Source organism: Shewanella sp. KT0246, assembly GCF_019654955.1.
Lineage (GTDB): Bacteria > Pseudomonadota > Gammaproteobacteria > Enterobacterales > Shewanellaceae > Shewanella > Shewanella goraebulensis.
In genome coordinates this window covers 25317-48171 of the sequence record NZ_BPEV01000036.1, presented here as the reverse complement: position 1 = coordinate 48171, position 22855 = coordinate 25317, and the positions used below count along the sequence as shown (strand labels likewise).

Genomic DNA, 22855 nt, shown 5'->3' with positions numbered 1-22855 from the left:
CGCCGCTCGTCAGCAAAGAAAGCAAGCTTTCTTCCTGTTACCGCTCGACTTGCATGTGTTAGGCCTGCCGCCAGCGTTCAATCTGAGCCATGATCAAACTCTTCAATTAAAGTTTTTTGAAACATTCACTCTTATAAATAAAAGAGAAGTTTCGGCTCAATGAATTCTGATTACATTATGCAGACTCGGAAGAATCTACATCCTGTTTGTTACATATTGCTATGAACACTCATCACTTACGTGATTCAGAAAATATTGATAATAATTTTGATTGCTTCCTAAGAAGCAATTTCGATTAACTCAACACCTGTGAGTGTCCACACAGATTACTTGATAAATTGTTAAAGAGCGGACTCGGTAACTAGCGCTAGACGCCTTGTTCCGTGTCAGTGGTTGCGCATTATAGGGAAATCATTTTATCCCGCAAGTGCTTTTATAAATTTATTTATAAAAAACAGTTCAAAAGCACATTTTTTAAACGTTTCGACCTAAAAACCATCAAAATAGGCGTATTCATGACTTTTTAAGACAATTTAAAGGCGCTTTAATCTAATCAAATTATAGTTGTTTAATATAAGCTGGTACATCAGCAATACTATTTACGACTGTCGTAGCAAGCTCTAAACCTGCCTCATCGACCACTTTGCCACTGCGAACTAATATTGCAGTGTTAATACCCGCAGCTTTAGCTGCACGAATATCATCAGCTTTATCACCCACCATTATAGAGTTAGCCATATCTATTTTAAGGAACGCGGCAGCATCTAGCATCATTCCAGGTTTAGGCTTACGACAATCGCAATCCTGCTTATATTCGCCTAAACCATTTACAGGGTGATGCGGACAGTAATAGATACCATCTAACTCGACACCTTTATCTGCAAAGTTCCAGTCCATCCACTCCGTTAAATGATGAAATTCGTCTTCTGAATACATGCCACGAGCAATACCTGACTGATTTGTCACGACTACAATTTTATAACCCATCTCTTTAAATGCTAAACAAGCTTCGAAAACCCCTTCGATATATTCAAAGTCATCCACAAGGTGCACATAGCCCTTATCAACATTAATGACTCCGTCACGATCTAAAAAAACGGCTTTATTCACGGTACTACTCCTAAATTCTTTATTAGCGTGATTATCCCATTACTGAGAAAAATATGCACTTGTATTATAAAAGGTACATTTTTTGCGGTTGTACTTTATAATGCATTCTGTAAAGGTTACCCTTCCGTAGATATTTTGTGGCATTTATTAAGAAGTAATGAGTCAAATACAACCAATAATTCATAAAACACGAACCCAAGCAGTTGTTGAAGTGCTTAGAGAGCGTATTTTGTCTGGCTATATAGAAGCAGGCGAACCTCTAAGACAGTCTGCAATTGCTGAACAGCTCAATGTAAGTCGTATTCCAGTACGCGAGGCGTTAGTTCAACTTGAAGCGGAAGGCTTAGTTAAGTTTGAAGCGCATAAAGGCGCTACTGCGACTGAACTTTCTGTAGAACAAGTCACAGAATTATTTGAATTAAGGGCTATGATTGAGACTGATTTACTCGCAAAAGCAATTCCCAATTTGCGAGAAGAAGATTTCAATAAGGCTGATGCAGTTCTAGCTAAATTAGAGTCGGCATTAAAGTTACAAGACTCCGTCGCAACATGGAGCGAACTCAATACTCAGTTTCATACCTGTTTATACGAAGCCGCAAACAAACCACATACACTCGAAGTTGTCCATGGACTGAATAACAACTGTGATCGCTATATTCGCTTACAGCTATTGTTAACAGGTGGTATTCCCACCGCTGAGCGAGAACATCGCGCACTATTCGAGTTATGTAAAAACAAAGATATCGATAAAGCGACGCAGCTTTTACGCGAGCATATTTTACATGCCGCAAAAGCAATTAAAAAATTGGTGATTCAGCAAATTAAATAATTTGCACACTCGTCTAATGTCGTTTTAACAAACAATTTTAAATTTTATTTGAGAGATAAACACATGCAGTATGCTCATATTACCGGTTGGGGAAAATGTGTCCCACCAGCAACATTGACCAATGATGACCTAGCCACATTTATGGAAACGTCTGATGAGTGGATTAAAACTCGTACAGGCATTAGCGAAAGACATATCAGTCATGTGAATACATCTGAGCTTGCGACAGTAGCTGCAAAAAACGCACTACTAGCAGCAGGTATTGATGGAAGCGAATTAGATTTAATCATTTTAGCAACAGCGAGCCCTGATACGCTGATTCCAAATATAGCATCAACAGTTCAAGCGAATGTGGGCGCTACCTGTGGTGCATTTGATATCAACGCTGCATGCAGTGGATTTTTATATGCTTTAGGCATGGGTAGCTCAATGATTAAGAGCGGCCAAAATAAAAAGATATTAGTAATAGGTGCAGAGCGCTTATCTTTCTACCTAGACTGGTCACGTCGTGAAACCGCAGTGCTATTCGGAGATGGCGCTGGTGCTGTTGTTATTGAAGCCAGCAACGAACCTGGTGGTGTATTAGGTTATGAATTAAACAATGATCCTGCTGCTCGTGATATTTTATATTCAGGTTTTGGTACCCAGATGGATCGTTTTGATTCTTCATCTTTAGATTTCTATATTAATCTAAATGGACAAGAAGTCTTTAAGCGTGCAATCCATGGCATGGGGGGCTTAAGTACTAAGGTGCTTGCTAATTGTGAGATGACTAAGGAAGAAGTTGATCTTGTTATCCCTCATCAAGCCAATGAACGTATTATTGATACGTTAATCAGCCGAATGAAAATCCCGAAAGAAAAAGCATTCGTGAATATTGCAAACTACGGTAACACCTCAGCTGCAACCATTCCTATCGCAATTTGTGATGCGTTAGATCAAGGCCGAATAACTGCTGACCAAACGATTTTATCTTGTGCTTTTGGCGCAGGACTGACTTCTGCAGCGTTATTACTGAAATGGGGGCAACGTACTCAACCAATTAATCCTCCAACAGCTGAACTACCACCGTGTGAGGTCTCAGCCTTAGAGTTGATTAAACCGGCGGTTGACTTTTTCTGTAATAAAGAAAAATAAACTGGGTTAATTAAACTTAACTCATCTAACAGATTTAAAAACCAGCATAATGCTGGTTTTTTTGTGCCTAAAACTGGGCAAGCGGTATGGAAAAACCTGTAATGAACAGCTTATAAAAGCGGCCTATATAAAAAAGCTTGAATAAACCAGTTTAAATTGAAATAAACTCTGACACTGACAATTTGTTAATATCGCCAACAGAATTGAGTTGCGCGACAAGTAACTCTGCGCAGGCTAATGCATCAATTAAAGCATCATGCCCAGAATACGTAGGTAAACCATATCGCTGCCTGCATGCATCTAGGCGTAAACTCCCCTCTTTTAACACATCATGTTGGCGAAGCAATCGCTGCTTTTCTAGTGCTAAGGTATCAATATAAGGAAGTTTAATAGCTCTATTATGACTTTTTAATAAATGAGATTGTAAAAAACCGATATCCATTGGCGCATGATGTGCAACCAATATATGTCCTTTTGTTTGTTCAATAAACCATTCCATGGCTTGCTCTAAGCTAAGAGCATTCGATAAGTGATTATCAATAATACCATGCACCGCCGCACTTTGACCGACACTACCATCGATATTTATCATTACCTGCTGCGCTTTTGAAAGCGGAATTGATAAAGGAATTAGACTTGGTTCAATAGGAACGATACCAATACTAATAATTTGGTCTTGAAGTGGATTTAAGCCCGTCATTTCTAAATCAATAGCCATTAAAGGAGCTTTGATGATGGGTTTATCAATCACACTTAAACAATGTAGCTGATATTCAGACAACTGATCTTTTTGACCGAAAGTTTCAAAATAAAGCCGCGTTTTGAGCCAGAGTTCATTCACAGATTAATAGCTCCGCATGAACTTCATTCTGAGACCTGATTGCGCATCATGAACCACTTTAAAAGCATCTCGCAATTGATGACGCATTAACGAAGACAATTGTTGAGGTTTTAAATAATTCGTCGCCTCTTGCTGACTGGTATATTGCTCGCCTTGATTAGCTAGGCGCATATGAGCGATAAACTCATGGGCATCTGCAAGATTAAGTGCATCTTTACGGTTAATAATATTAGCATCCATAAGTGCTCGGATACGTTTCGGGGTATTTACCTCAGTGATCCCAGCACTTAACGCATACACCCTAGCAATATCATTAATGAGTGCGACACCTTTGTGCTTTAAGTCCATACCTTTGACTTCGCTGCCATCTCGTTCAAGAACAAACTTTCTAAAAAAGCCCAAAGGCGGCGATTCAACTAGGGAGTTTCCTGCCATTCCAGCTAAAAAAATATCATTACCCTTTGTGCGCTCTAATACGTGTTGCTGCAATTGGTCGAACAAATTTTGTGGGCCATAAACGGCACGCATATCGAAAAAGATACTCGCGTGCATTAAGGCTTTGGGCTCAGGTGCATTTAGCCATTGCTCAAAATGCTGCTGCCATTTATCAAGTGATAAACGCCACTTAGGATTTTGCGCCATGATATCGCCAGGGCAATAGATATAACCACACTTATCAAGACCTTCACAAACCGCATGGGATAATGCGTTGAAATAACCTTTAGCATGTTCATCTGGTTCATGCGCCAGTAATAAACCATTATCTTGGTCACTACAGGCTGCTTGGTCTTGCCTGCCTTGAGACCCAAAAGCTAGCCAACAAAATGCCATTGGCGCTGCGCCTAATAACTGCTGATTTAAAATAATCAGTCTTCGCGTTAACGCATCTGTTACCGAGGTCAATACACGACCAACTTCTTCAGCTCTTGCATCTGCACTAATTAGGTTTTGCAGTAAAACAGGGATCTGCTTACTGACATTGATCAAACATTCAATGTCTTGTTGCCTTTCAATTTCACCAATTAACAGCAAAGGCTGTGAGCTTTGGCCACGAAGAATATCGGTACTGGTCAGTATACCTACCGCAGACGGTTGTGTTTTTTCATCAATGGGAGGTTCAGCTAAAATGGGTAAGTGGTGTATACCGTGCTCACTCATTAATAACATGGCTTCAAAAACCAATGCATTGGCAGCCAAAGTCTTAGGGGCCGCCGTCATTGCTTGATGAACAGCTAAGTTGCCATCAAAGCCTTCTGCTAAAACGCGGTTGCGTAAATCCCTATCGGTTAAAATGCCTATCAGTTTATTGTTATCTATCACCAATACAGAAGATACTCGAGCTAGGCGCATTTTTTTTGCGGCTTCGCTGACGGTTTCATGGCAATCAATACTTAAGGGGTCTGCTGACATCAAACTATTAACGCGACTGGTCGTGGTTAAGTCTTTCGCTTTAAACCTTGCTTGATGACGCATTCTTTTCGCAAAGGCACGATTAAAAAAGCGGTCAAAAACTCTACTTTCATTTCTAAGATAATTAAACGTCTCAGGATCGAGGTGATATACCAAGCTATCTTCTAAAATTTGTACCTGATTACTGACTTTTTCACCCGACAATAGAGATGGGAAACCAAAGTAATCTCCTTCTCCTAACCTATCGAGTAATTCGCCTTGCTCATCTCTGACCTCAAACGCACCACTTCTAACAATGTATAGCTGTGGATGGTTTTCATCTAGAGGAACCATTTTGTTGGATTTACTGTAATAACCAATGGTGAGTTGCTGACAGCAACGTACGAGATTTGATTCAGATAAAGAATCAAACGGGATCAATGCATGAATAAACTGCAAAATAGGCTGAATTTCACTGGCATCTTTCATATTGGCCTCATGCTTACACTGCTTAAAACAGTAAATTATTCTCGCTAAACTGTGTTAACTATACGTAGATCTTAAAATTGGCTCTATTCGACTTTAAGGTTAGTGAATGAAATTTCGCGTCTATAATCTTATTGTTATGGCTAGATGAAACAAACAAAAAGAGCGCCGAAGCGCCCTTTTTAGTGAAGTCATTAACAAGGTCGTTAATGCTAGTCGATTAACAACTCATACTAGTGGTCGTGCGCTTCACCTGAACCTTTAGGGAAACGAATCGACTCAACCATTGCAACCACATCATCAGGTATTTTCTTAGTCACTTTAGTTACAGCAAATGCGACACCAAAGTTAATGAACATACCCACCAGACCAAAGCCTTCAGGTGAGATACCTAAGAACCAGTTGTCACTGACGTTGGCACTTGGATTAACGAACTTAAAGTAAACAATATAAGCCGCTGTACATAGTAGGCCAGACAACATACCTGCAATAGCGCCTTCTTTATTCACAGTCTTAGAGAAGATACCCATAATAATCGCAGGGAACAGTGATGATGCAGCAAGACCGAATGCAATCGCCACTACCGCAGCCACGAAACCTGGTGGATTAATCCCGAAGTAACCTGCCATCACAACACCTAAACCTGCTGCAATACGAGCGTACTTGAGCTCCTCTTTATCAGAAATATCAGGCATTAAATTCTTCTTCAATAAATCATGGGATACTGAAGTTGAAATAACCAATAGTAAACCTGCTGAAGTAGAAAGTGCCGCCGCTAAACCACCCGCTGCAACTAATGCAATAACCCATGCTGGTAGTGATGCAATCTCAGGAGTCGCTAGAACCATGATATCGCGGTCAATCTTCATTTCATTGGCATCGCCATTGGTATAGTAGATGTTGCCATCATTATTCTTATCATCCCAAGTAATAAGACCTGTTTTTTCCCAGTTCTTAATCCACTCAGGTGCTGATTCATAAGAAACGCCGGTTGAATCTGGGCCATTAATGGTTTCGATCATATTTACACGAGAGAACGCTGCTAATGCTGGGACTGTTGTGTACATAATCGCAATAAATACTAATGCCCAACCCGCTGAAACACGTGCATCTTTAACTTTAGGCACAGTGAAGAAGCGAACAATAACGTGAGGTAAACCAGCCGTACCGAACATTAATGCACCAGTGATAAAGAACACATCAATCATGCTCTTCGAGCCTTCAGTATATTGGGCAAATCCGAGTTCTGCCGACAATCCATCGAGCTTATCAAGTAAGTACACCCCCGTACCGTTGCCTGCTGCATCGACCATTTCAGCACCAAAACCGATTTGAGGTAAAATATGACCTGTCATCATCACTGAGATGAAAATGGCTGGAACCATAAAGGCAAAGATAAGTACGCAGTACTGAGCAACCTGAGTATAAGTAATCCCTTTCATGCCACCTAAAACCGCATAAAAGAACACCACTGCCATACCAATGTACACACCCGTTTCTACATCGACTTCTAAGAAGCGAGAGAACACGACGCCTACACCACGCATTTGACCTGCAATATAGGTAAAGCAGATGAAAATGGCACAAATAACAGCAACAGTACGTGCAGCTTGTGAGTAATAACGGTCACCAATGAAGTCTGGCACTGTAAATTTACCAAACTTACGTAGATAGGGAGCCATACATAGCGCTAGCAGAACATAGCCGCCCGTCCAACCCATTAGGTAAACTGAACCGTCATAACCTGTAAAAGATACGATACCAGCAAGCGAGATAAATGATGCCGCTGACATCCAATCTGCTGCAGTTGCCATACCGTTCATGACTGGAGGAACCCCACCACCAGCAACATAGAATTCTTTAGTTGAACCAGCACGAGACCAAATAGCAATACCGATATATAGGGCAAAAGTGACCCCAACAATAAGATAAGTTAACGTTTGAACATCCATGATTTATTCCTTAGTCTTCGTGTACATCATATTTTTTGTCTAAAGCATTCGCTTTCGCTACATACACAAAAATTAGTGCAACAAACACATACATGGCACCTTGTTGTGCAAACCAAAAACCTAACTTAAACCCCATAAAGGTAATTTCATTTAGTACGTCCACTAATAAAATGCCGCACCCAAAAGATACAAACGCCCAAACTGCGAGTAGTTTTAAAACTAATCGTAAGTTTTCGCTCCAATATCCATTTGCCTTGTCTTCATTTTCAAAAGCCATTGTGACTCCCCTGTGCTAATTATTTTTAAAGTCGATAGTTAATCTAGCAACTCAAAATGTGACCACAATCACGACCTTAGTCTAAAGAGGTCTTCTAACAGATTTGCGAAAAGCAAATATACAACTTTTAATTCAATAACTTACATAACTATTTACTTAATATTTTCAAATATTACATCGAGCACTGTTTAGACCAAGGTCGAATTAGAAAAGCATAAAAAGAAAAGAACTTAGCAAGAAAGTAGCAAACGGAATGTTAGGGATATGAACAATTTGAAGCGACTTTAAACGACTTTTAGAGTGATAAAAGTGATAAATAACGAAAGGAAAAGGATGGCTAAGCGAATAAGTTACTTATTATTCAAGAAATTTATAGTTATTCATAATGGGAATCACAATAAATGACTCCCATTAAACTTTCTGCCAATTATTAAGTGGTAAAAGAAAGAGGTTATAGCGAAGCTGCATCAAGACAAATCGTAGCGGTATCAAGAAAAGGCTGTCACATCACGGCATTCAAAGCTTTCAATAAGCCAGCGACGTTTCATACAATTAAAACAGCTTCTCAACTCATCATCAATCATTTCATCTTCATCATCTTCCATGAACTGCTTACAAGAAAATGCAGCTTGTTGGGCTTTATCGATATCGTCATTAGTAAAGCGGAATACCCAATGCCCTTCTTTTAGATAAAACCAATTTTCTCGATTAAAAGACGTGTTATTAGTCATAATTCCTACCCATTAATACTTTTTCAAATGCTGCTTTAAAGCGTTACGCCAAAGAGGCTCACCTGTCAGTTCATCTCGCTGCTGATACACTAACAAAGCAAACTGATGGTTCTGCATGACGGCTTTGATTTTTCCTTTAACATGGACGATTTCATTGTCATTAAGTAAAAATCCATTTAGCTCAATTATCTCGTCCAATCCTGTTAGCTGTTTGATTTTTCCTACCGTTACCGCTAATTCTGACCTTGAATCAGGTAAGCCGACATCTAGTTGACCTTTTACCCTTCCGTCTCGTCCTGAAAGCCTCAAGCCAATGCCCGCTATGGCACCAATGACACCTTGCCCTGTTCCGCCATGTTCTGATAAGTCGATACCAATATCGGCAGCTAATTCATATGCATCCGACTTGGTTTTAACCTGCTGCTTGGACTCAAACCCGAATGTCATCAGTCTCTGTATATCATTAGTGGCTAGCTGGCTTTTTTCAATAATCGCTAAACCTGGATCTGCAGCGTGTGCACTTTCAGCTTTTAAATGAACAACACAAATATCCTTTATTTCAGCTAACGATTGTGAAGTCGTCACTTCAAAACACATCGCACTATTATGAGAGGTATAAGGTATATCTGGGTGAACAAATAACTGATGTCGAGTTACCCATGTTGGAGATGACGCCTGCTTATATTGACCAATATCTTCTTCGTTAAATGCTTTTGACATTAACAAACTCAATATTTCTTCAGCAATTTCACCAGTACCTTTAGTGCCAATATCATCTGTATCGTCAATACAAATTAACCACGTTTTCATCATTATTGCGGCGTCCTATTTCTTGTTATTAAATCATGAGCATCCAAACGAGTAATAATTATTGGCACAAGTAAAGCTGCGGCAATCGCAAAGCCACCTCCTTTTAAACTGCTTAACCCAAATTGGATAAATGCGACTTGCGGATCCATTCCAACCAATAAATTCTGTATCCAAGATTTACTCGCCCAAGCGATACTGCCGATAATAGCCAGTAGGATGCAGCGCCAGCGTAAAGTGAGTAAGTTAGCCATAAATATCAATGCAATATCCATCGCAAAAGCGGGTAAGGCAAATTTCAACAATATAAAAGGACCACCTTTCCCTACGCCTAAAATCATCGCTAACATGCCCGCTAGCAGGCCACATAGCGTCATGCCGCCAACTTTATTCGTTGCGCCGTAACACACTAAATAAAATAAGCTCATTAAAAACATCGAATGGCCCGTTAATCCCAGTTTCATTCTCATCATGCTTTTAATGGCTACCAGCAGCGTGGCACAAAAACCAATGAATAATGCATTATGTAAAGTGAAGCCTTGCTTCATTTATCAATCCTCTTTGTTTAAGTAACTAATGTAATGGCCAATGGGTATGTTTACTGTGTTTATCAAAATGTCGTTGTTGTGCGGATTTAGCGATATGTTTAGATAAACTAAGTAACTGAATGAGTAATGGAAATAACACACAACGAATCAACTCTGCCCAATTAAATGGATTAACCAAATTCTTTGGGGCAATATGCGCGCCACGTAAACACTGGATGTGGTAAATATCTCTTACTTCTTGGGTGATAAAGGGGAGTAACTTAATAGAAGTCGTAATCACAAATGCCCATTTATTCGGTAGTAACAAACACAAAATTTGGCTCATATGCTGCGCAGTTTGGGTGCTAGCTAGCCACCAGCTTGGCAACATGACTAAAATAATCCTTAACACCACTATCATCGCTTCTATTACCCTGTCACTGCCATAAAACAAAAAGTAGAGCCCCACTGTCATGACTGATTGAATCGCAAATAATTTAAGTAGTGGTGTTAGTCGAGCTTTACGAAACCATGCATGGATAAGCAAACCTAGGTTGGTTAGCACTAAATAGACGAGTTGCTCTGTTGGCACTAAAAAAGCACTGCTAGATAAAGCTATACTAAAAATAATGGCTAATCCGCATATCCATTGAGCATTTTTAGATTGTCTTAACCTCTGACTAATATCTGAAGACATATCAACAATAGGAAGCGATGCAGTTGGTGGCAGATTTGACTTGTCATGGCAGCAACGTTGAGAGTAAATCTTTTTCATAGATTTACCTGTTGAAACCTTGCTGAACTCATCACCAACTCTTGATAGCCTGATACGTTACATAACTGCTCGGTTAACTCTCTATCTGTTATTTGCCAGCTCTTGTTAATTAAGTTCTCAAGTATCGGTCTATGACTAGTGACAATAATGGCTCCACCTTGATGTAAAAAATGCTTTAACACCTCAATTACTTCAGAGAAATATCGGTTATCAAGGCCTGCAAAGGGGTCATCTAACAATAACAATTTCGGTTTAATACAAAGCACTGAAGCCAAAGCAACCAAATGTTGTTGTCCGTAGGAAAGTTTATGAGGAGATTGGTGTGCTATGTGGCTGATTTCAAGCTGAGTTAATATCTCGCTTGCTTGAGCTAAAGGCAGACCAAAACGTTTGAGGCTAAATTCAAGTTCCTGCATAACAGTCATCTCAAACAACTGCCTTGACGGACGCTGCATTAAAAAACCAAGATCTTTGCCAAAAGAGCCGAGTTTTATAGGCTTATTTAAAAACAAAATGTCGCTTTGATTGCTGTTATCAATACCCACGATTTGATTCAGTAAGCTTGATTTACCACAGCCATTTTCACCAAATACACCTATCAGGTCTCCAGAGTTGGCATGTAAGGTTTGTTTGATTTGGAGTAATGGCTGAGCATCTTTGAACTGAATAGTTAGCGGAAAAATCGTAAGTTTTGTTGCTGTGTTATCAGTATCGGCTATGCTTGGTGACTTTTGAGTAGCAGCATCATTCACTGGCAAAATAGCTTTAACTTTAGCTCTTGTGAAAGGACAGACACTTTTAGCTTGCTTTGGCCCTGAGTCTTGCTGTTTCAATAAGCCATTATCTAATAACCAATATGTATCGATGATCCCAGCAAAAGCCCCCGAGTGATGTTCTGTCATGATCACACTGACACCACTGTCAATTAGGCTTTTAAGTGCATCAACAAGTTCTTTTACACCTACATTATCAAGCTGCGCCCACGGCTCATCAATGAGTATTAGATTGGGGGTTAATACCAGTTGAGCTGCCAGCATCAGTCGATACTTTTGCCCTAAAGACAAATTAATCACTAAAGAATCTAGTGGTAAATCAAGTCCAACTAGCTTTAATGCTTGCTCTACCTGCCCAATCATTTCGGTAGCAGAAATAGCGATATTTTCCAAACCAAACGCAACTTCAGCGCCAATAGATTCGCGTATGAGTTGCACGTTGGGATCTTGCATCACTAGGCCCAAACGAAGTTCAGAGTGATGTATTACCTCGCCTTGGTAATCGAAATCACTTGGCATTGCCATGAGTTGTAACAACGTCGATTTGCCAGCACCTGTGACACCACAAATACAGTGGCACTCACCCGCTGAAACTGAAAAGTTAAGCTGATGAAACAAGTCTTCAGTTGCTGAATATTGCCTAAAAACAACTTCATGCAATGCCAATAATGTCATGGACTATATCTGCCAGTTAATGCCAACAAAGATCTGTCTGCCTGCTTGAGGAAGCGCTTCACTTTGGTAGTAATTAACATCAAGTAGATTAGTCGCTCTGATATAAGCTTCTAAATTATCAACCAGCAATGGCTGCACTAAATTAATGTCCACCAAGGTATAACTGTCCATCTCATTTTTAACTGAAACAGTTTCGCCTGATATTTTCTCACTGGTGTAATAAATTTGATCGGCAATATATTCGACGTTCAGGTTTACACTCATACCAAAATCGAATTGATAAAGGCCTTGAAATCTAAACTGATGTTTTGGTCGATACTCTAATTCGTTCATAAGATCATTATCAGAATCCTCAGCATCTAAATAGCTGTAAGACACCGTCAAATCTAAGTCATCGAAGTATTCGTTTCTGACTGAAAAATCGACACCTTTAAACGCGTAGTTACTGATATTTTGATAAACACCGTCATTGTCTTTGGCAATGTAGTTTTCAGCGTCAGTGTAATAGCCGGTAATATCTAAACTGGTGTTATAAGCTAATCCTTGATTCAGACCTAACTCAACATGTGATGATTCCTCAGGCTCTAACTCACTGTTACCTGATGATTGTGCATAAAGGTTTCTTAATGATGGAAAACGCACTTTACGAGCAATACCTGCATGCAATTTACTGTCGTCAGTCACTCGCCAAAAACTAGAAAGTTGCGCCGAGTAATTAGTATCGTCAGCATCATCACGCTCTTGACTGTGAGCCGCACCACCTATAGTGACACCGTACTTACCGTCATTCTGGTACTGATATTCGACGGCCAGCGTATTTAGCCAGCCATCCTTATTAAAATCATCACTTGAACCTGAACCATCGCCACTTCCAGAACCCGAACCACTGCCACTGCCACTGCCACTGCCAAGAATAGAGGCACTGCTTGCATTAGCTTCGTAATTAACGGATTCCCAAGTTTGCTTTTCGCTAATAATTGACCCTGTTAATAAACCCGCTGTATCAAAATCTGCAATCAGCTGTAAGTTCCCGCCCTGCATCGTTGATATGCCATCTTGCGTAGAATCGATATCGCTGTAATCACTACTGGTATAGACTGTTTCAAATACCTGACTCTCGTTATGATAGCCATAGCCTCGTAATGCGAGACTATCAGAAAACTTATGTGCAAAGCCTAACTGAACAATGGTGCTTTCAAAATCATCAACTCGTTCAAACTTAGATTTACTGGTTCCAGTGCCATCCGTGCTTGGTTTACCCCAATTACCAGATTTATAGTTCACATTTGCGGTCAACATCGTTTCATCAGAAACAAAGTAGCTTCCTTGGGCGTAAAAGTTATCGACAGTCTTATCAGCATTTAAACGTGTATCACCACTTTGCTCATCCGTGTCTTCAAAATCTGATGACATAGGGAATCCATCAGTTTGCTGGCGGTTATAACTGGCAAAACCTTGCCACTTTTCACCGCTACCGGCTAAGTTCACATTGCCATTTATTGTGTCATTTTCTGCGAACTCAAGGTTACCGGATACACTTGGAGAGCTATCGCCTTGTCGAGTGATAATATTGATCACACCACCAGCACCACCTGGTCCGTAAAGAACAGACGTTGGGCCAACTGACACTTCAACTGATTCAATTTGTGATGCAGGAATAACACTTGGGTCGAATTGCCCATCTTCAGCATCATTTGCTGGAACACCATTAATTAAGTAAATAACATGGCGAGCTTTAAAACCACGAATATCCACCCTTGGTGCACCTTGGCCACCAACTCGTACATATATGCCTGGTACATTTGCCAGAATTAGATCAAGACTTTGAGCACCAGATGCCTCAATTTCTTCTCTTGATATATCCCAGTGAGTCATTGAAGATTGAGCAGCAGTTGGACCTTCTCCTTTAACGACGATCACTTCTTGAATATTGAGAATAGGATCTCTTTCAACCTTTTCTGCATGTACGTTAAAACTGGCTAAAATAGCAATTGATAAGATTGAAAGATGTAGTGACTTATGGGATGGCTTGATAAAGTTCATTTTGCTGCAACGTCCTAATTGGAAAGTCTTATTTTTGTTGCGCGCATTGTTACTTCCACTTAGTCAACACTCAACAAGAAGCCTTAAAAACTACTGCTGAAACCACAAAAGCCTAAAAAATGGAAAACCAAAAACAAAAAAAGGACAAAATGTCCTTTGAAATTGTTCGGTAAATAACTGTTATAACGAATAACTATTAGGCATTGCCCTCTTCTGCCCATTCGTTCAGCTTCCTATCAATTGTCTTGCGAGAGATATTCAAATGTTCAGCGGCAAGTAACCGATTACCTTGATAGAGGTTCACAACCCGTAAAATGTGGGCTTTTTCAATTTGTTTTAAATCCCAATCTACGGGAAAGAAATGTTGGCTTGAACTAGGCAGCTCATTTTTTTCCTGCCTTTGGGTTTGTAGGCAGTCCGTTTGCGGATTTTGTTTAAAAAATTCATTCGGCAATAGGTCCATCAACAAACATTGCTCTACCGTATTCTTTAACTCTTGAATATTTCCTGGCCAGCAATACTCAGTCAGACTTTGAAAGTCCGTTACTCGCCAAGCTTGAAAACGATTAAGTAGCACTTCCCTGTTAGAGTCACTGTTTGTGATTAATTGATTAGTGAAATACTTAACCAACAATAAAATATCTTCAGCGCGCTCATTTAGTGGCGCTAAGTACATATTAATACCTGCAAGTTGATAATAAAGCTCTGTGGAAAATACCCCGCTTTGAACCCGTTTTAACAGTGAAGAACAGCTTAAACTGATGAGCCGAAATTGTGGGTTACTGATTAGTTCAGAAGAAGATAACAACTGCATTAAGGCAATTTGACCAGACACTGAAATCTCATCGATATGGTTAAAAACAACTAAGGTAGATTGAGTTTTCTCAAGACTCAACTTGCCAAGCTCTGTCTGCTGATAAAGGTTTAAATTATCCAGATTAAACAGCGCTTCATAGCGGCAATCAATATTAATTATCTGGCTTTTATTAACCGATAAATGCTGTAGATGTCGAACTGCTAGTTTTTTCCCGGTACCGCTCTGCCCTTCAATTAACAAAGGTTTGCCACTGATACTGGCATTAATGATATTTAAACGAATGGCATCAGCAACTTTGCTGTCGCCGATATGTTTATCCAACTTCAGGCTAGAAACCTTAGTATTGTTTTGGGCTTTACATTGATGGTTTACACACCAGCGTGAAATAACAGATTCAAGACGAGAAACATTAATAGGCTTACTGATAACGTCTTTTGCGCCCAACCGCATCATACTGAGTACATCTTCAGCTTCAACAATACGGCTCAAAACCATAAAGTCTTTGGGAAATATCTGCTGCTCAGTTAATTCTGAATAAACATTAAAGTTATAATTTTCATAAGGTTCAATAAACTTAGGCTCTATAAATTTAGGCTCATGAGGTTTAGATTGAATAAACTCTTGTTTAATAGGCTTTGCCTTAATGGACTTTGGTTTTATGTTCTCTGGCTGAATGAGCTTAGGTTGAGAGTGATTAGACTGAAAGCTATTTAACTTAGCTTGATTTAATTGAACAAAACTAGACTGATTATTCTTTTCAGTTAAGGCCTGCCAAAATGCAGACACTTGCTTAATATCAATAATAACCAGATTAAAACTAAAGCGCCTGTAACTCACCACGGCTAACTCAACACTTCTAGCATATTGAACCAATCCAAAGTGCTGAGATAATGTCGGCTCTACCTTTTGCCACACACTGACATTTGGCTCTATCACCAATACGGCAGCGTCAAGGGGTTTTATAGCTTGTGATGTTTTATTCAAAGGTGTTGTTCCCAAACAAGCTGTATCGGAAGATAAAAGGCTCTAAGCATTAGCAATATTCAGCCTTGTTTATTCACAAACACCATGGACAAAAATAATTTATTAATACTTATTATTTAAAGATAATGCGAACAGGTTTCATCGCAAAGTTAATAGTCAATTCCAGTGCAAGAAATCCAACCTTGCCCACAAATATCAACTTTTGCTTGTATGTTAATTTGCAACTGAAACAGCAATAATTACACTAGCTTGTAATTATATTTAGCTCTATCGATTCCATTTACTTTAGGATTACTATGCTCGCTGACTCAAACATCATTTATATGAGCACTAAGCAAGTTGCTGAATATTTGGATTTAAACGAGAAAAAAGTCTACTCAATGGCAAACCATCGTATTTTACCCGCGACAAAAGTCACGGGGAAATGGTTATTTCCCAAAGTGTTAATCGATAGATGGCTTATGGACTCATGTCACAGTGGTATGTTGTCCGACAGAATGCATATCACGGGTAGTGACGACCCGCTACTGTCGATGTTAGTTGCACAGTTAATGTCCGAAGGTGATCACCAAGAAATAATCAGTTATAGCTCAACGGGTTCAAAGTCAGGTTTAGAGTTACTTTCACGTGGCTATGCTGATGTTTGCAGTATTCACTGGGAAAGCGAGCACGGTAACCGTGATAGCTTATTTTCATTATTAAAAAGCTACCCTAATCATCAGCAATGGATATTGGTCAGTGGCTATGAGCGCCATCAAGGTTTAATGGTGCGACAAGAAATGGCTTCACTTTTTGAAAGTAATATAGCTGTACCACAACAACCACTAAGATGGGTATCACGCCAAAAAGGCGCAGGCAGTCAACGACACTTAGAACAATGGTTAACAGAGCAAAATGTTAATGTAAATGAACTACTTTACACCGCCACAGCGAAATCTGAGCGTGAGTTAGCAGGCTATATTGCTCGTAATAATGCTGACATTGGCTTTGGCTGCCAAGCTGTTGCTGCCGAAAGTGGCTTACACTTCATCCCTAAACTGACCGAATCATTCGACTTTGTTATGTCACAAAGCATCTTTTTTAGACGTCAACTTCAAGCATTAATTAACTTGTTAAACCAAACTCAAACGACACAACTCGCCAATTTATTATCGGGCTATCAGTTAACGAAAAGTGGCGAGCTGCTTTGGCGAGGTCAGTAACAATTAAGTACTGTAATCGCTGCATTAAATAAAGCATAAAACAAAATCACCCTAAACACGTCAAAGACTTGTACTCGCAGAATAAGGCAGGTAGTATTTTTTTATAATAATGACAAGGATGATTCATTGAATACCAAAACCATTAATCCACAACACCTTCTTTTTGCGCTTATTTTAGGTGTGCTCGGTTTTATCATCAATTGCTACCCCATTCCCATTTTTGCCAATGTTCAATTGGTGATCGGAAATACTTTTAGCATTATTTCAGCTGTCATCTTAGGCCCATGGTATGCCTTAATCACTGCTCTATTGAGTGCTTCTGGTTTAATGCTTACTTGGGGGAGTCCTCACGTCTACTTAATATTCAGTGTCGAAGTACTTTTCATTGGTTACTCTCGTAGAAAAGGCTTATATCCATTATATGGTAGCGCACTCTACTGGCTCACTATCGGTATGCCATTGACTTACCTTTATATGAAAACCTTTAGTGACCTACCAGGCAGCCACATGCCTTTTGCTATTATTAAACAAGGGATTAATGGATTAATCTACGCTAGTTTGGCTTCATTACTTATAGTATTGATTCCGAAACTATGGCAATTCAATGGTCGAAGTATCGCTAGAACTCGCCGTTCTTTTAATGACCAAGTCACCTATTTCATGACATTAATGCTTACATTATGCTTGTTAATTTCGGCGCTAACATTCAATTATTTATTCTTAGAAAAGCAGCAAACACTTTTACATCGAAACTTAACTGAAACAGCTGTGCACCTCAGTTCTGCAACCGAGCAATATATTGAAAACCATAAAAGAGTCGTCGAGTACGCAGCAAATTTTCTCAGTTTAGCGAATACAAGCAGCAATGAATGGCAACCCATGTTGAGTAAGTTGCACAACAATTACCCAAGCTTTATCACCATGCTTATCGCTAATGACGAAGCAAAAGTAGTTGCAGGAAGTCCGGGTGTAATGATGTTAGATGAAAATAGAGACATCAAAGATATGTCGATTAAAGATAGAGACTATTTCATTGAATCATTTCACAATCATCAGGTATATGTATCACCTGTATTTAAAGGTCGAGGGTTTGGTAACGATTCAATAATTGCCATTAGTGCACCTTTTTACCATGGCAACAACGCAACCAAAGCCGCAGGCATTATCGAAGGATCATTAGATTTACGCTTTTTTTCCAGTATTGATAGCAAAAATAACTATGGCGATAAAGAGTTGCTTGTTTTAGTCGATAATAATAATCACGTTATTTATGCTACATCGGAGCTTGGATTAACCGAACACGAAGATTTTAAGTACTCAAATGATAAAGGTCAGTATCACATCACTTTAGATGTAATTAAAATTAATAATTTAGAAGCAACCTCGCATGAATATGTTTATACCAAAAAGAAATTAAATAATGGTTGGCAACTATATGTACTTCAGCCACTTTCCCCATTATTAAAAACGGCTGAAAGCCAAATGTTGGGCACATTTATACTGCTTATTATCTCAATTATTCTCACTTCTTTTATATCGAGAAAAGTGTGTCAGTTACTCACAGCTCCATTAGAAATTGTCGCTAATCAATTTGGGCAAATGAGCAATGAAGAAATTAAAAGCCAAGTCATCGATGAAAACTCTTCCAAAGAAGTGTTTAATTTATACCAGAGTTTAACCGCCAGTAAACGGGCTTTGTTAAAGCACCAACTCGAATTGGAAGAAACGGTAGCTATTCGCACCGATGAACTAGAACAAGCCAATAAAAAGTTACTATCGTTAGTCGAAGAAGATCCGCTCACAGGGCTTAAGAATCGTCGCTTTGCCGAAGATAAATTTGAAGCCGTACTAGACTTCTGCCTTCGTGGAGAACATGCCATTACTATAGTCATCTTAGATTTAGATTTCTTTAAAAAGGTGAATGATACTTATGGGCATTTAGCTGGTGATGAATGTTTACGTGTGGTATCAGGGTTACTAAAAAATGAATTTAAACGTGATACTGATATTGTGGCTCGATACGGCGGTGAAGAGTTTTTACTGATCCTGCCACTATCAAATGCGCTCAAAATCGAACAACACTTAAATAAATTCAAACAAAAACTATCAGAGGTTGTAATAACCTCTCCTACGAGTGAACAGCAGTTTTCTGTCACTACTAGCATTGGAGCAATTACTGCTAACGCAAGCTTTTCGAATGATATCGATGTTTGGATAAAAGTGGCTGATGACAATCTTTATGCCGCCAAAGAACAAGGCAGAAACAAAGTCATTATTAATGTGATTAACGAACAGGTTACTGAGCAAAAGGCACAATAAAACCTTCAATTTGCTCAATCATATAAGGATAAAAAGGGTTCCACTTTTGTCTTAACATTTCAGATGCAGGGATACCGAATAATCCCCGTTCACCTGTAAATATTGCTTGGCCAATTTGAATATGTGCATTTTCTTTTTGATAATGAGGTCCATATAAGGGATCCGACTCAGGAAATGGTAACGCCACATGAGAAAGTGAGTAAACTCCTCGCGGCCATTCAAGCTTTAATGGTTCAGAGGTTTGGCTCTTTCCTTTATCGGTAATAGTGTTTTGAACCTTAGTTTCTTGTACATAGTGCTCGCGTTCAATGTCATTTTCAATCAAGGTTAATCTATAATCCATGGCGTTATTTAGCCATAAAGGTGCCATCTCCTCCATTGGGTCATTCACAATCAATTGACGATTATTAGGGTTACGGTTGATATCAAATATAACTAACTCATGCCTACTCGAAGGTAAAAACTGATATAAATGCTCCACTACAGCAGTAGAAGACACAGTATCGTCAGCTAACGATTGAAAAGTGAGTATCGGCGGTAATGACTTTAATTGCTCATTATTCATAGTCGAGGTGATTTGATAATTTCGCTGTGATAACTGATAAACAACATCACCTGCATTCACGGCAAATGAAGTGTATTTAAATGGATCGTACTCCGCAGAAATACTATTCCAAAATAACTTTTCATAACCTAGCACATTTCCTAGCAACGCTTGCCACTTTGCTCCAGCAGCTATAGGCTGAAGCCCGATAGCAGGTGAGATAAAGACCATCCCTGAGTATACAGACTTCATTGCTAATGGCTCACTAGAGTGAGTAGATAAAACAGTTTTAACGCTATTTTCCAGCTCTAGATTTAATGCCAGCGCAGCGCCAGTTGAAAAACCAACCACATATAAAGGCTTGCCATTAAGCTTACTTTTCATATGTTCAGTGGCAAGATTTACTGCACTGGCAAGATCTGGCCAAGTAATATCTGTTAAACCTGCAGGAATGGTACCGTGGCCAGGTAGTCTTAGTCCTAACACATAAGCCGAATCTCGAAAATGTTTAGCTATATGAGACATCGCGTAAGGTGAATCAGACATGCCGTGAATTAACAACACACCATATTCAGCCGAGGGATTAGACCACTCAAATGTGCGGTTCCAGTTAGTTTTCCACATTCTAGGATCTGATAAACTACTTGTTTCGTAGCGATTAATTAAAGAAGACTTACTTGGCTGATAAGTTTGATAAATCTTACTTTCAAGTTCGCTGAATAAGTCATTTTCTAGTGCAATATATTCATTAAAAGTTTTTAAACCAGATTGTTGATGATATTCATGTTTCAGTTCGGTGGTATGCCAAAGATCAAGTTCTGAGCGAGCATTAAGCAACCACACCACAGCGGCTAGAAAAACAATAATACTGCCAATGAGACCGTATACAGCAAAGAATAGTAGTTGCTTAGTTGAGCCAATTACGAGCGCTTTCATTCATCTATCCTTGAAGTGGGTAAACTAACTATGTGAATCAAATTGATAACTGCTCTGATTTACGCTGGTGAATACTCTATTAGAGTCTAGCCTACAATAATGATAATCTAACAAAAATGACTGAATTAACAGATATTAACATGACATCTGACCTGTATGACGATAAAAAGTATGGTTTAAAAATAGGTGTGGATAATCCAGAAATTGCCTTCTACCTGCCTAACGCCCCGCTAATGCCAAATTTTAATAGCGCTCTATATTCGGGGATATGTTTAAACCTAGAACACCAAGTTAATGTTGATATTGGTGCCGATGTTGACATTGAAAAAGTGATCGAATTGAACGGCAATCATTGGCGTAAAATTTTTACGATAATGGCAAAAATCACCGTATCAGATGACAAGCCTGAAAGCTGGCGCAACCACAGAAACCAAGTATTGAGTGTCAACGGTTCTGGGCTAAAAACCATTCTGCACATTAAGTCTGAGAAACTCTGTTCAAACGCTAAGATACATATTATTTGTGGTCAGCAAGCATTTGACGATTTGTCTCGTATTGAACCGTTGGCTCATTTAAATGATAATCAGACCGTCACAGTGCTGGGCGATAAACAAAAAATAATGGCGCATAAGCAGATACTTATTGCGCCATACTTAGATTATCGTCAGTTTCCTAATCAGCTCATTTCCGAGCTAAGACAATATATAAAGTCTTTCGTTTAATCATAAATAGTTGGAATTGGCTGACGCTTATGTTGAGTGCGTTTGTAAATCGCAATTAACTTGTCCTCAACGCTTTCATCAACTGATTTGCCTTCTAGAAAGTCATCAATTTGATCGTAGCTTAGTCCAAGCGCCACTTCGTCTTCAAGCTGTGGCTTGTCGTCTTCTAAATCGGCAGTAGGCGCTTTAATCACCAACACCTCTGGCGCACCTAAAAAGCTAGCTAATTGACGTACCTGACGCTTATTTAAACCAAATAACGGGGCTAAATCACAAGCGCCATCGCCAAATTTTGTATAGAAACCAGTAATATTTTCAGCACTATGATCAGTACCAACCACTAAGCCACCCGTTAAACCAGCAATATGATATTGAGCAATCATACGCATACGCGCTTTGACATTGCCTCTGACAAAATCAAGGTTATCATTTCCAGCAACGGTGATGCCGGCATCTTCTAAGCCTGTTACTGTTGCATTGTGAACCCCAACAACTCCGTCAGCAATATTCACAGTGATCTGTTTGCTTGGTTTAATAAACTGGCAAGCTAACTGCGCTTCATCTTCATCTTTTTGTACTTGATAAGGTAAACGCACTGCAATAAATTGATAAGCTTGTTCAGGATTTGATTCGTTTAAACTATCAACTGCCAACTGGCATAATCTACCCGTCACGGAAGAGTCAACACCACCACTTATACCAAGCACTAAGCAGTGAGCATGAGCTTCAACCAATTTAGTCTTCAAAAACGCCACACGACGTTCAACTTCATAAGCTGGTTCAATCGCCTTAAGTACTTTCATTTCTCTTAAGATTTGTCCCTTCACAATGCTCTCCCAAGTTTACCGCGAGTTTAAATAGGCTTGATTTACTTACAATGAGGTAGTTAATCAATTTACCCAAACATCCTACTGAAATTTACCGCAGGTACAAGTGCAAGTTGCGCTAATTTACCTTGTAGCGAGAAAACAAAAAAGGC

General features: G+C 39.3%; 19 protein-coding genes and 1 rRNA gene. 5 read left to right on the top strand and 15 right to left on the bottom strand.

The features are described from left to right. Together K5Q58_RS16540 and gmhB are read right to left on the bottom strand one after the other, a co-directional pair. Positions 1 to 109: ribosomal RNA gene (locus K5Q58_RS16540) — 16S ribosomal RNA — on the bottom strand; the annotation flags it as partial. 449 nt (positions 110 to 558) lie between these two features. Beyond that, entirely contained in the window at positions 559 to 1110 is a 552-nt protein-coding gene (gene gmhB / locus K5Q58_RS16535) for a D-glycero-beta-D-manno-heptose 1,7-bisphosphate 7-phosphatase (RefSeq protein WP_220755003.1), read from the bottom strand. Positions 1111 to 1267: 157 nt separating this feature from the next. Here gmhB and K5Q58_RS16530 point away from each other — a divergent pair, with 157 nt between their 5' ends. Both K5Q58_RS16530 and K5Q58_RS16525 read left to right on the top strand, forming a co-directional pair. Continuing rightward, complete coding sequence (locus tag K5Q58_RS16530) at positions 1268 to 1939, top strand: GntR family transcriptional regulator (RefSeq protein WP_220755002.1); 672 nt, start codon at positions 1268 to 1270, stop codon at positions 1937 to 1939. A 63-nt stretch (positions 1940 to 2002) separates the two neighbouring features. Then, positions 2003 to 3076, top strand: coding sequence for a ketoacyl-ACP synthase III (locus tag K5Q58_RS16525; protein WP_220755001.1), 1074 nt, complete (start codon positions 2003 to 2005; stop codon positions 3074 to 3076). 151 nt (positions 3077 to 3227) lie between these two features. On the opposite strand, the gene K5Q58_RS16520 is transcribed toward K5Q58_RS16525, so the two are convergent. The 11 genes from K5Q58_RS16520 to K5Q58_RS16470 form a co-directional block, all read right to left on the bottom strand. Beyond that, positions 3228 to 3917 (bottom strand): exonuclease domain-containing protein, encoded by a 690-nt coding sequence (locus K5Q58_RS16520; RefSeq protein WP_259651373.1) that lies wholly within the window; start codon positions 3915 to 3917, stop codon positions 3228 to 3230. Between the two features lie 3 nt (positions 3918 to 3920). Further along, positions 3921 to 5795: a DUF294 nucleotidyltransferase-like domain-containing protein gene (locus tag K5Q58_RS16515; protein ID WP_220755000.1), complete on the bottom strand. Its 1875-nt coding sequence runs from the start codon at positions 5793 to 5795 to the stop codon at positions 3921 to 3923. Positions 5796 to 6025: 230 nt separating this feature from the next. Beyond that, positions 6026 to 7744 (bottom strand): sodium:solute symporter family protein, encoded by a 1719-nt coding sequence (locus K5Q58_RS16510; RefSeq protein WP_220754999.1) that lies wholly within the window; start codon positions 7742 to 7744, stop codon positions 6026 to 6028. 10 nt (positions 7745 to 7754) lie between these two features. Next, on the bottom strand, positions 7755 to 8021 hold the full coding sequence (locus tag K5Q58_RS16505) for a DUF4212 domain-containing protein (RefSeq protein ID WP_153916452.1): 267 nt from the start codon (positions 8019 to 8021) through the stop codon (positions 7755 to 7757). 488 nt (positions 8022 to 8509) lie between these two features. Then, entirely contained in the window at positions 8510 to 8752 is a 243-nt protein-coding gene (locus tag K5Q58_RS16500; RefSeq protein WP_220754998.1) for a hypothetical protein, read from the bottom strand. A 12-nt stretch (positions 8753 to 8764) separates the two neighbouring features. Continuing rightward, entirely contained in the window at positions 8765 to 9562 is a 798-nt protein-coding gene (locus tag K5Q58_RS16495; protein WP_220754997.1) for a DNA-binding protein, read from the bottom strand. A 2-nt stretch (positions 9563 to 9564) separates the two neighbouring features. After that, on the bottom strand, positions 9565 to 10107 hold the full coding sequence (locus K5Q58_RS16490; RefSeq protein ID WP_220754996.1) for a core component of ECF transporter: 543 nt from the start codon (positions 10105 to 10107) through the stop codon (positions 9565 to 9567). A 25-nt stretch (positions 10108 to 10132) separates the two neighbouring features. Continuing rightward, complete coding sequence (locus K5Q58_RS16485) at positions 10133 to 10861, bottom strand: energy-coupling factor transporter transmembrane component T (protein ID WP_220754995.1); 729 nt, start codon at positions 10859 to 10861, stop codon at positions 10133 to 10135. Beyond that, positions 10858 to 12309, bottom strand: coding sequence for an ATP-binding cassette domain-containing protein (locus K5Q58_RS16480; RefSeq protein WP_220754994.1), 1452 nt, complete (start codon positions 12307 to 12309; stop codon positions 10858 to 10860). The genes K5Q58_RS16485 and K5Q58_RS16480 overlap by 4 nt, the downstream gene beginning before the upstream one ends. Positions 12310 to 12312: 3 nt before the next feature. Then, positions 12313 to 14352 (bottom strand): TonB-dependent siderophore receptor, encoded by a 2040-nt coding sequence (locus K5Q58_RS16475; RefSeq protein ID WP_220754993.1) that lies wholly within the window; start codon positions 14350 to 14352, stop codon positions 12313 to 12315. A 196-nt stretch (positions 14353 to 14548) separates the two neighbouring features. Further along, positions 14549 to 16153 (bottom strand): sigma 54-interacting transcriptional regulator, encoded by a 1605-nt coding sequence (locus K5Q58_RS16470; RefSeq protein ID WP_220754992.1) that lies wholly within the window; start codon positions 16151 to 16153, stop codon positions 14549 to 14551. Between the two features lie 296 nt (positions 16154 to 16449). Here K5Q58_RS16470 and K5Q58_RS16465 point away from each other — a divergent pair, with 296 nt between their 5' ends. Then, positions 16450 to 17355, top strand: coding sequence for a helix-turn-helix transcriptional regulator (locus K5Q58_RS16465; protein WP_220754991.1), 906 nt, complete (start codon positions 16450 to 16452; stop codon positions 17353 to 17355). A gap of 126 nt (positions 17356 to 17481) precedes the next feature. Continuing rightward, the gene (locus K5Q58_RS16460) at positions 17482 to 19674 is read left to right on the top strand and encodes a diguanylate cyclase (RefSeq protein ID WP_259651372.1); all 2193 of its coding nucleotides are present in this window, start codon (positions 17482 to 17484) and stop codon (positions 19672 to 19674) included. On the opposite strand, the gene K5Q58_RS16455 is transcribed toward K5Q58_RS16460, so the two are convergent. Further along, entirely contained in the window at positions 19652 to 21154 is a 1503-nt protein-coding gene (locus tag K5Q58_RS16455; protein ID WP_220754990.1) for a carboxylesterase, read from the bottom strand. The genes K5Q58_RS16460 and K5Q58_RS16455 overlap by 23 nt on opposite strands. 116 nt (positions 21155 to 21270) lie before the next feature. On the opposite strand from K5Q58_RS16455, the gene K5Q58_RS16450 reads away from it, so the two are divergent. Next, complete coding sequence (locus K5Q58_RS16450; protein WP_220754989.1) at positions 21271 to 21876, top strand: DUF6942 family protein; 606 nt, start codon at positions 21271 to 21273, stop codon at positions 21874 to 21876. On the opposite strand, the gene nadE is transcribed toward K5Q58_RS16450, so the two are convergent. Further along, on the bottom strand, positions 21873 to 22703 hold the full coding sequence (gene nadE / locus K5Q58_RS16445) for an ammonia-dependent NAD(+) synthetase (protein ID WP_220754988.1): 831 nt from the start codon (positions 22701 to 22703) through the stop codon (positions 21873 to 21875). The two genes, K5Q58_RS16450 and nadE, sit on opposite strands and share 4 nt — an antisense overlap. Positions 22704 to 22855: the final 152 nt, after the last annotated feature.

Coding starts and splice junctions, on each gene's coding strand:
- K5Q58_RS16530 (WP_220755002.1), top strand. CDS start 1,268: ATGAGTCAAATACAACCAATAATTCATAAAACACGAACCCAAGCAGTT.
- K5Q58_RS16525 (WP_220755001.1), top strand. CDS start 2,003: ATGCAGTATGCTCATATTACCGGTTGGGGAAAATGTGTCCCACCAGCA.
- K5Q58_RS16515 (WP_220755000.1), bottom strand. CDS start 5,795: ATGAAAGATGCCAGTGAAATTCAGCCTATTTTGCAGTTTATTCATGCA.
- K5Q58_RS16510 (WP_220754999.1), bottom strand. CDS start 7,744: ATGGATGTTCAAACGTTAACTTATCTTATTGTTGGGGTCACTTTTGCC.
- K5Q58_RS16505 (WP_153916452.1), bottom strand. CDS start 8,021: ATGGCTTTTGAAAATGAAGACAAGGCAAATGGATATTGGAGCGAAAAC.
- K5Q58_RS16500 (WP_220754998.1), bottom strand. CDS start 8,752: ATGACTAATAACACGTCTTTTAATCGAGAAAATTGGTTTTATCTAAAA.
- K5Q58_RS16495 (WP_220754997.1), bottom strand. CDS start 9,562: ATGAAAACGTGGTTAATTTGTATTGACGATACAGATGATATTGGCACT.
- K5Q58_RS16490 (WP_220754996.1), bottom strand. CDS start 10,107: ATGAAGCAAGGCTTCACTTTACATAATGCATTATTCATTGGTTTTTGT.
- K5Q58_RS16485 (WP_220754995.1), bottom strand. CDS start 10,861: ATGAAAAAGATTTACTCTCAACGTTGCTGCCATGACAAGTCAAATCTG.
- K5Q58_RS16480 (WP_220754994.1), bottom strand. CDS start 12,309: ATGACATTATTGGCATTGCATGAAGTTGTTTTTAGGCAATATTCAGCA.
- K5Q58_RS16475 (WP_220754993.1), bottom strand. CDS start 14,352: ATGAACTTTATCAAGCCATCCCATAAGTCACTACATCTTTCAATCTTA.
- K5Q58_RS16465 (WP_220754991.1), top strand. CDS start 16,450: ATGCTCGCTGACTCAAACATCATTTATATGAGCACTAAGCAAGTTGCT.
- K5Q58_RS16455 (WP_220754990.1), bottom strand. CDS start 21,154: ATGAAAGCGCTCGTAATTGGCTCAACTAAGCAACTACTATTCTTTGCT.
- K5Q58_RS16450 (WP_220754989.1), top strand. CDS start 21,271: ATGACTGAATTAACAGATATTAACATGACATCTGACCTGTATGACGAT.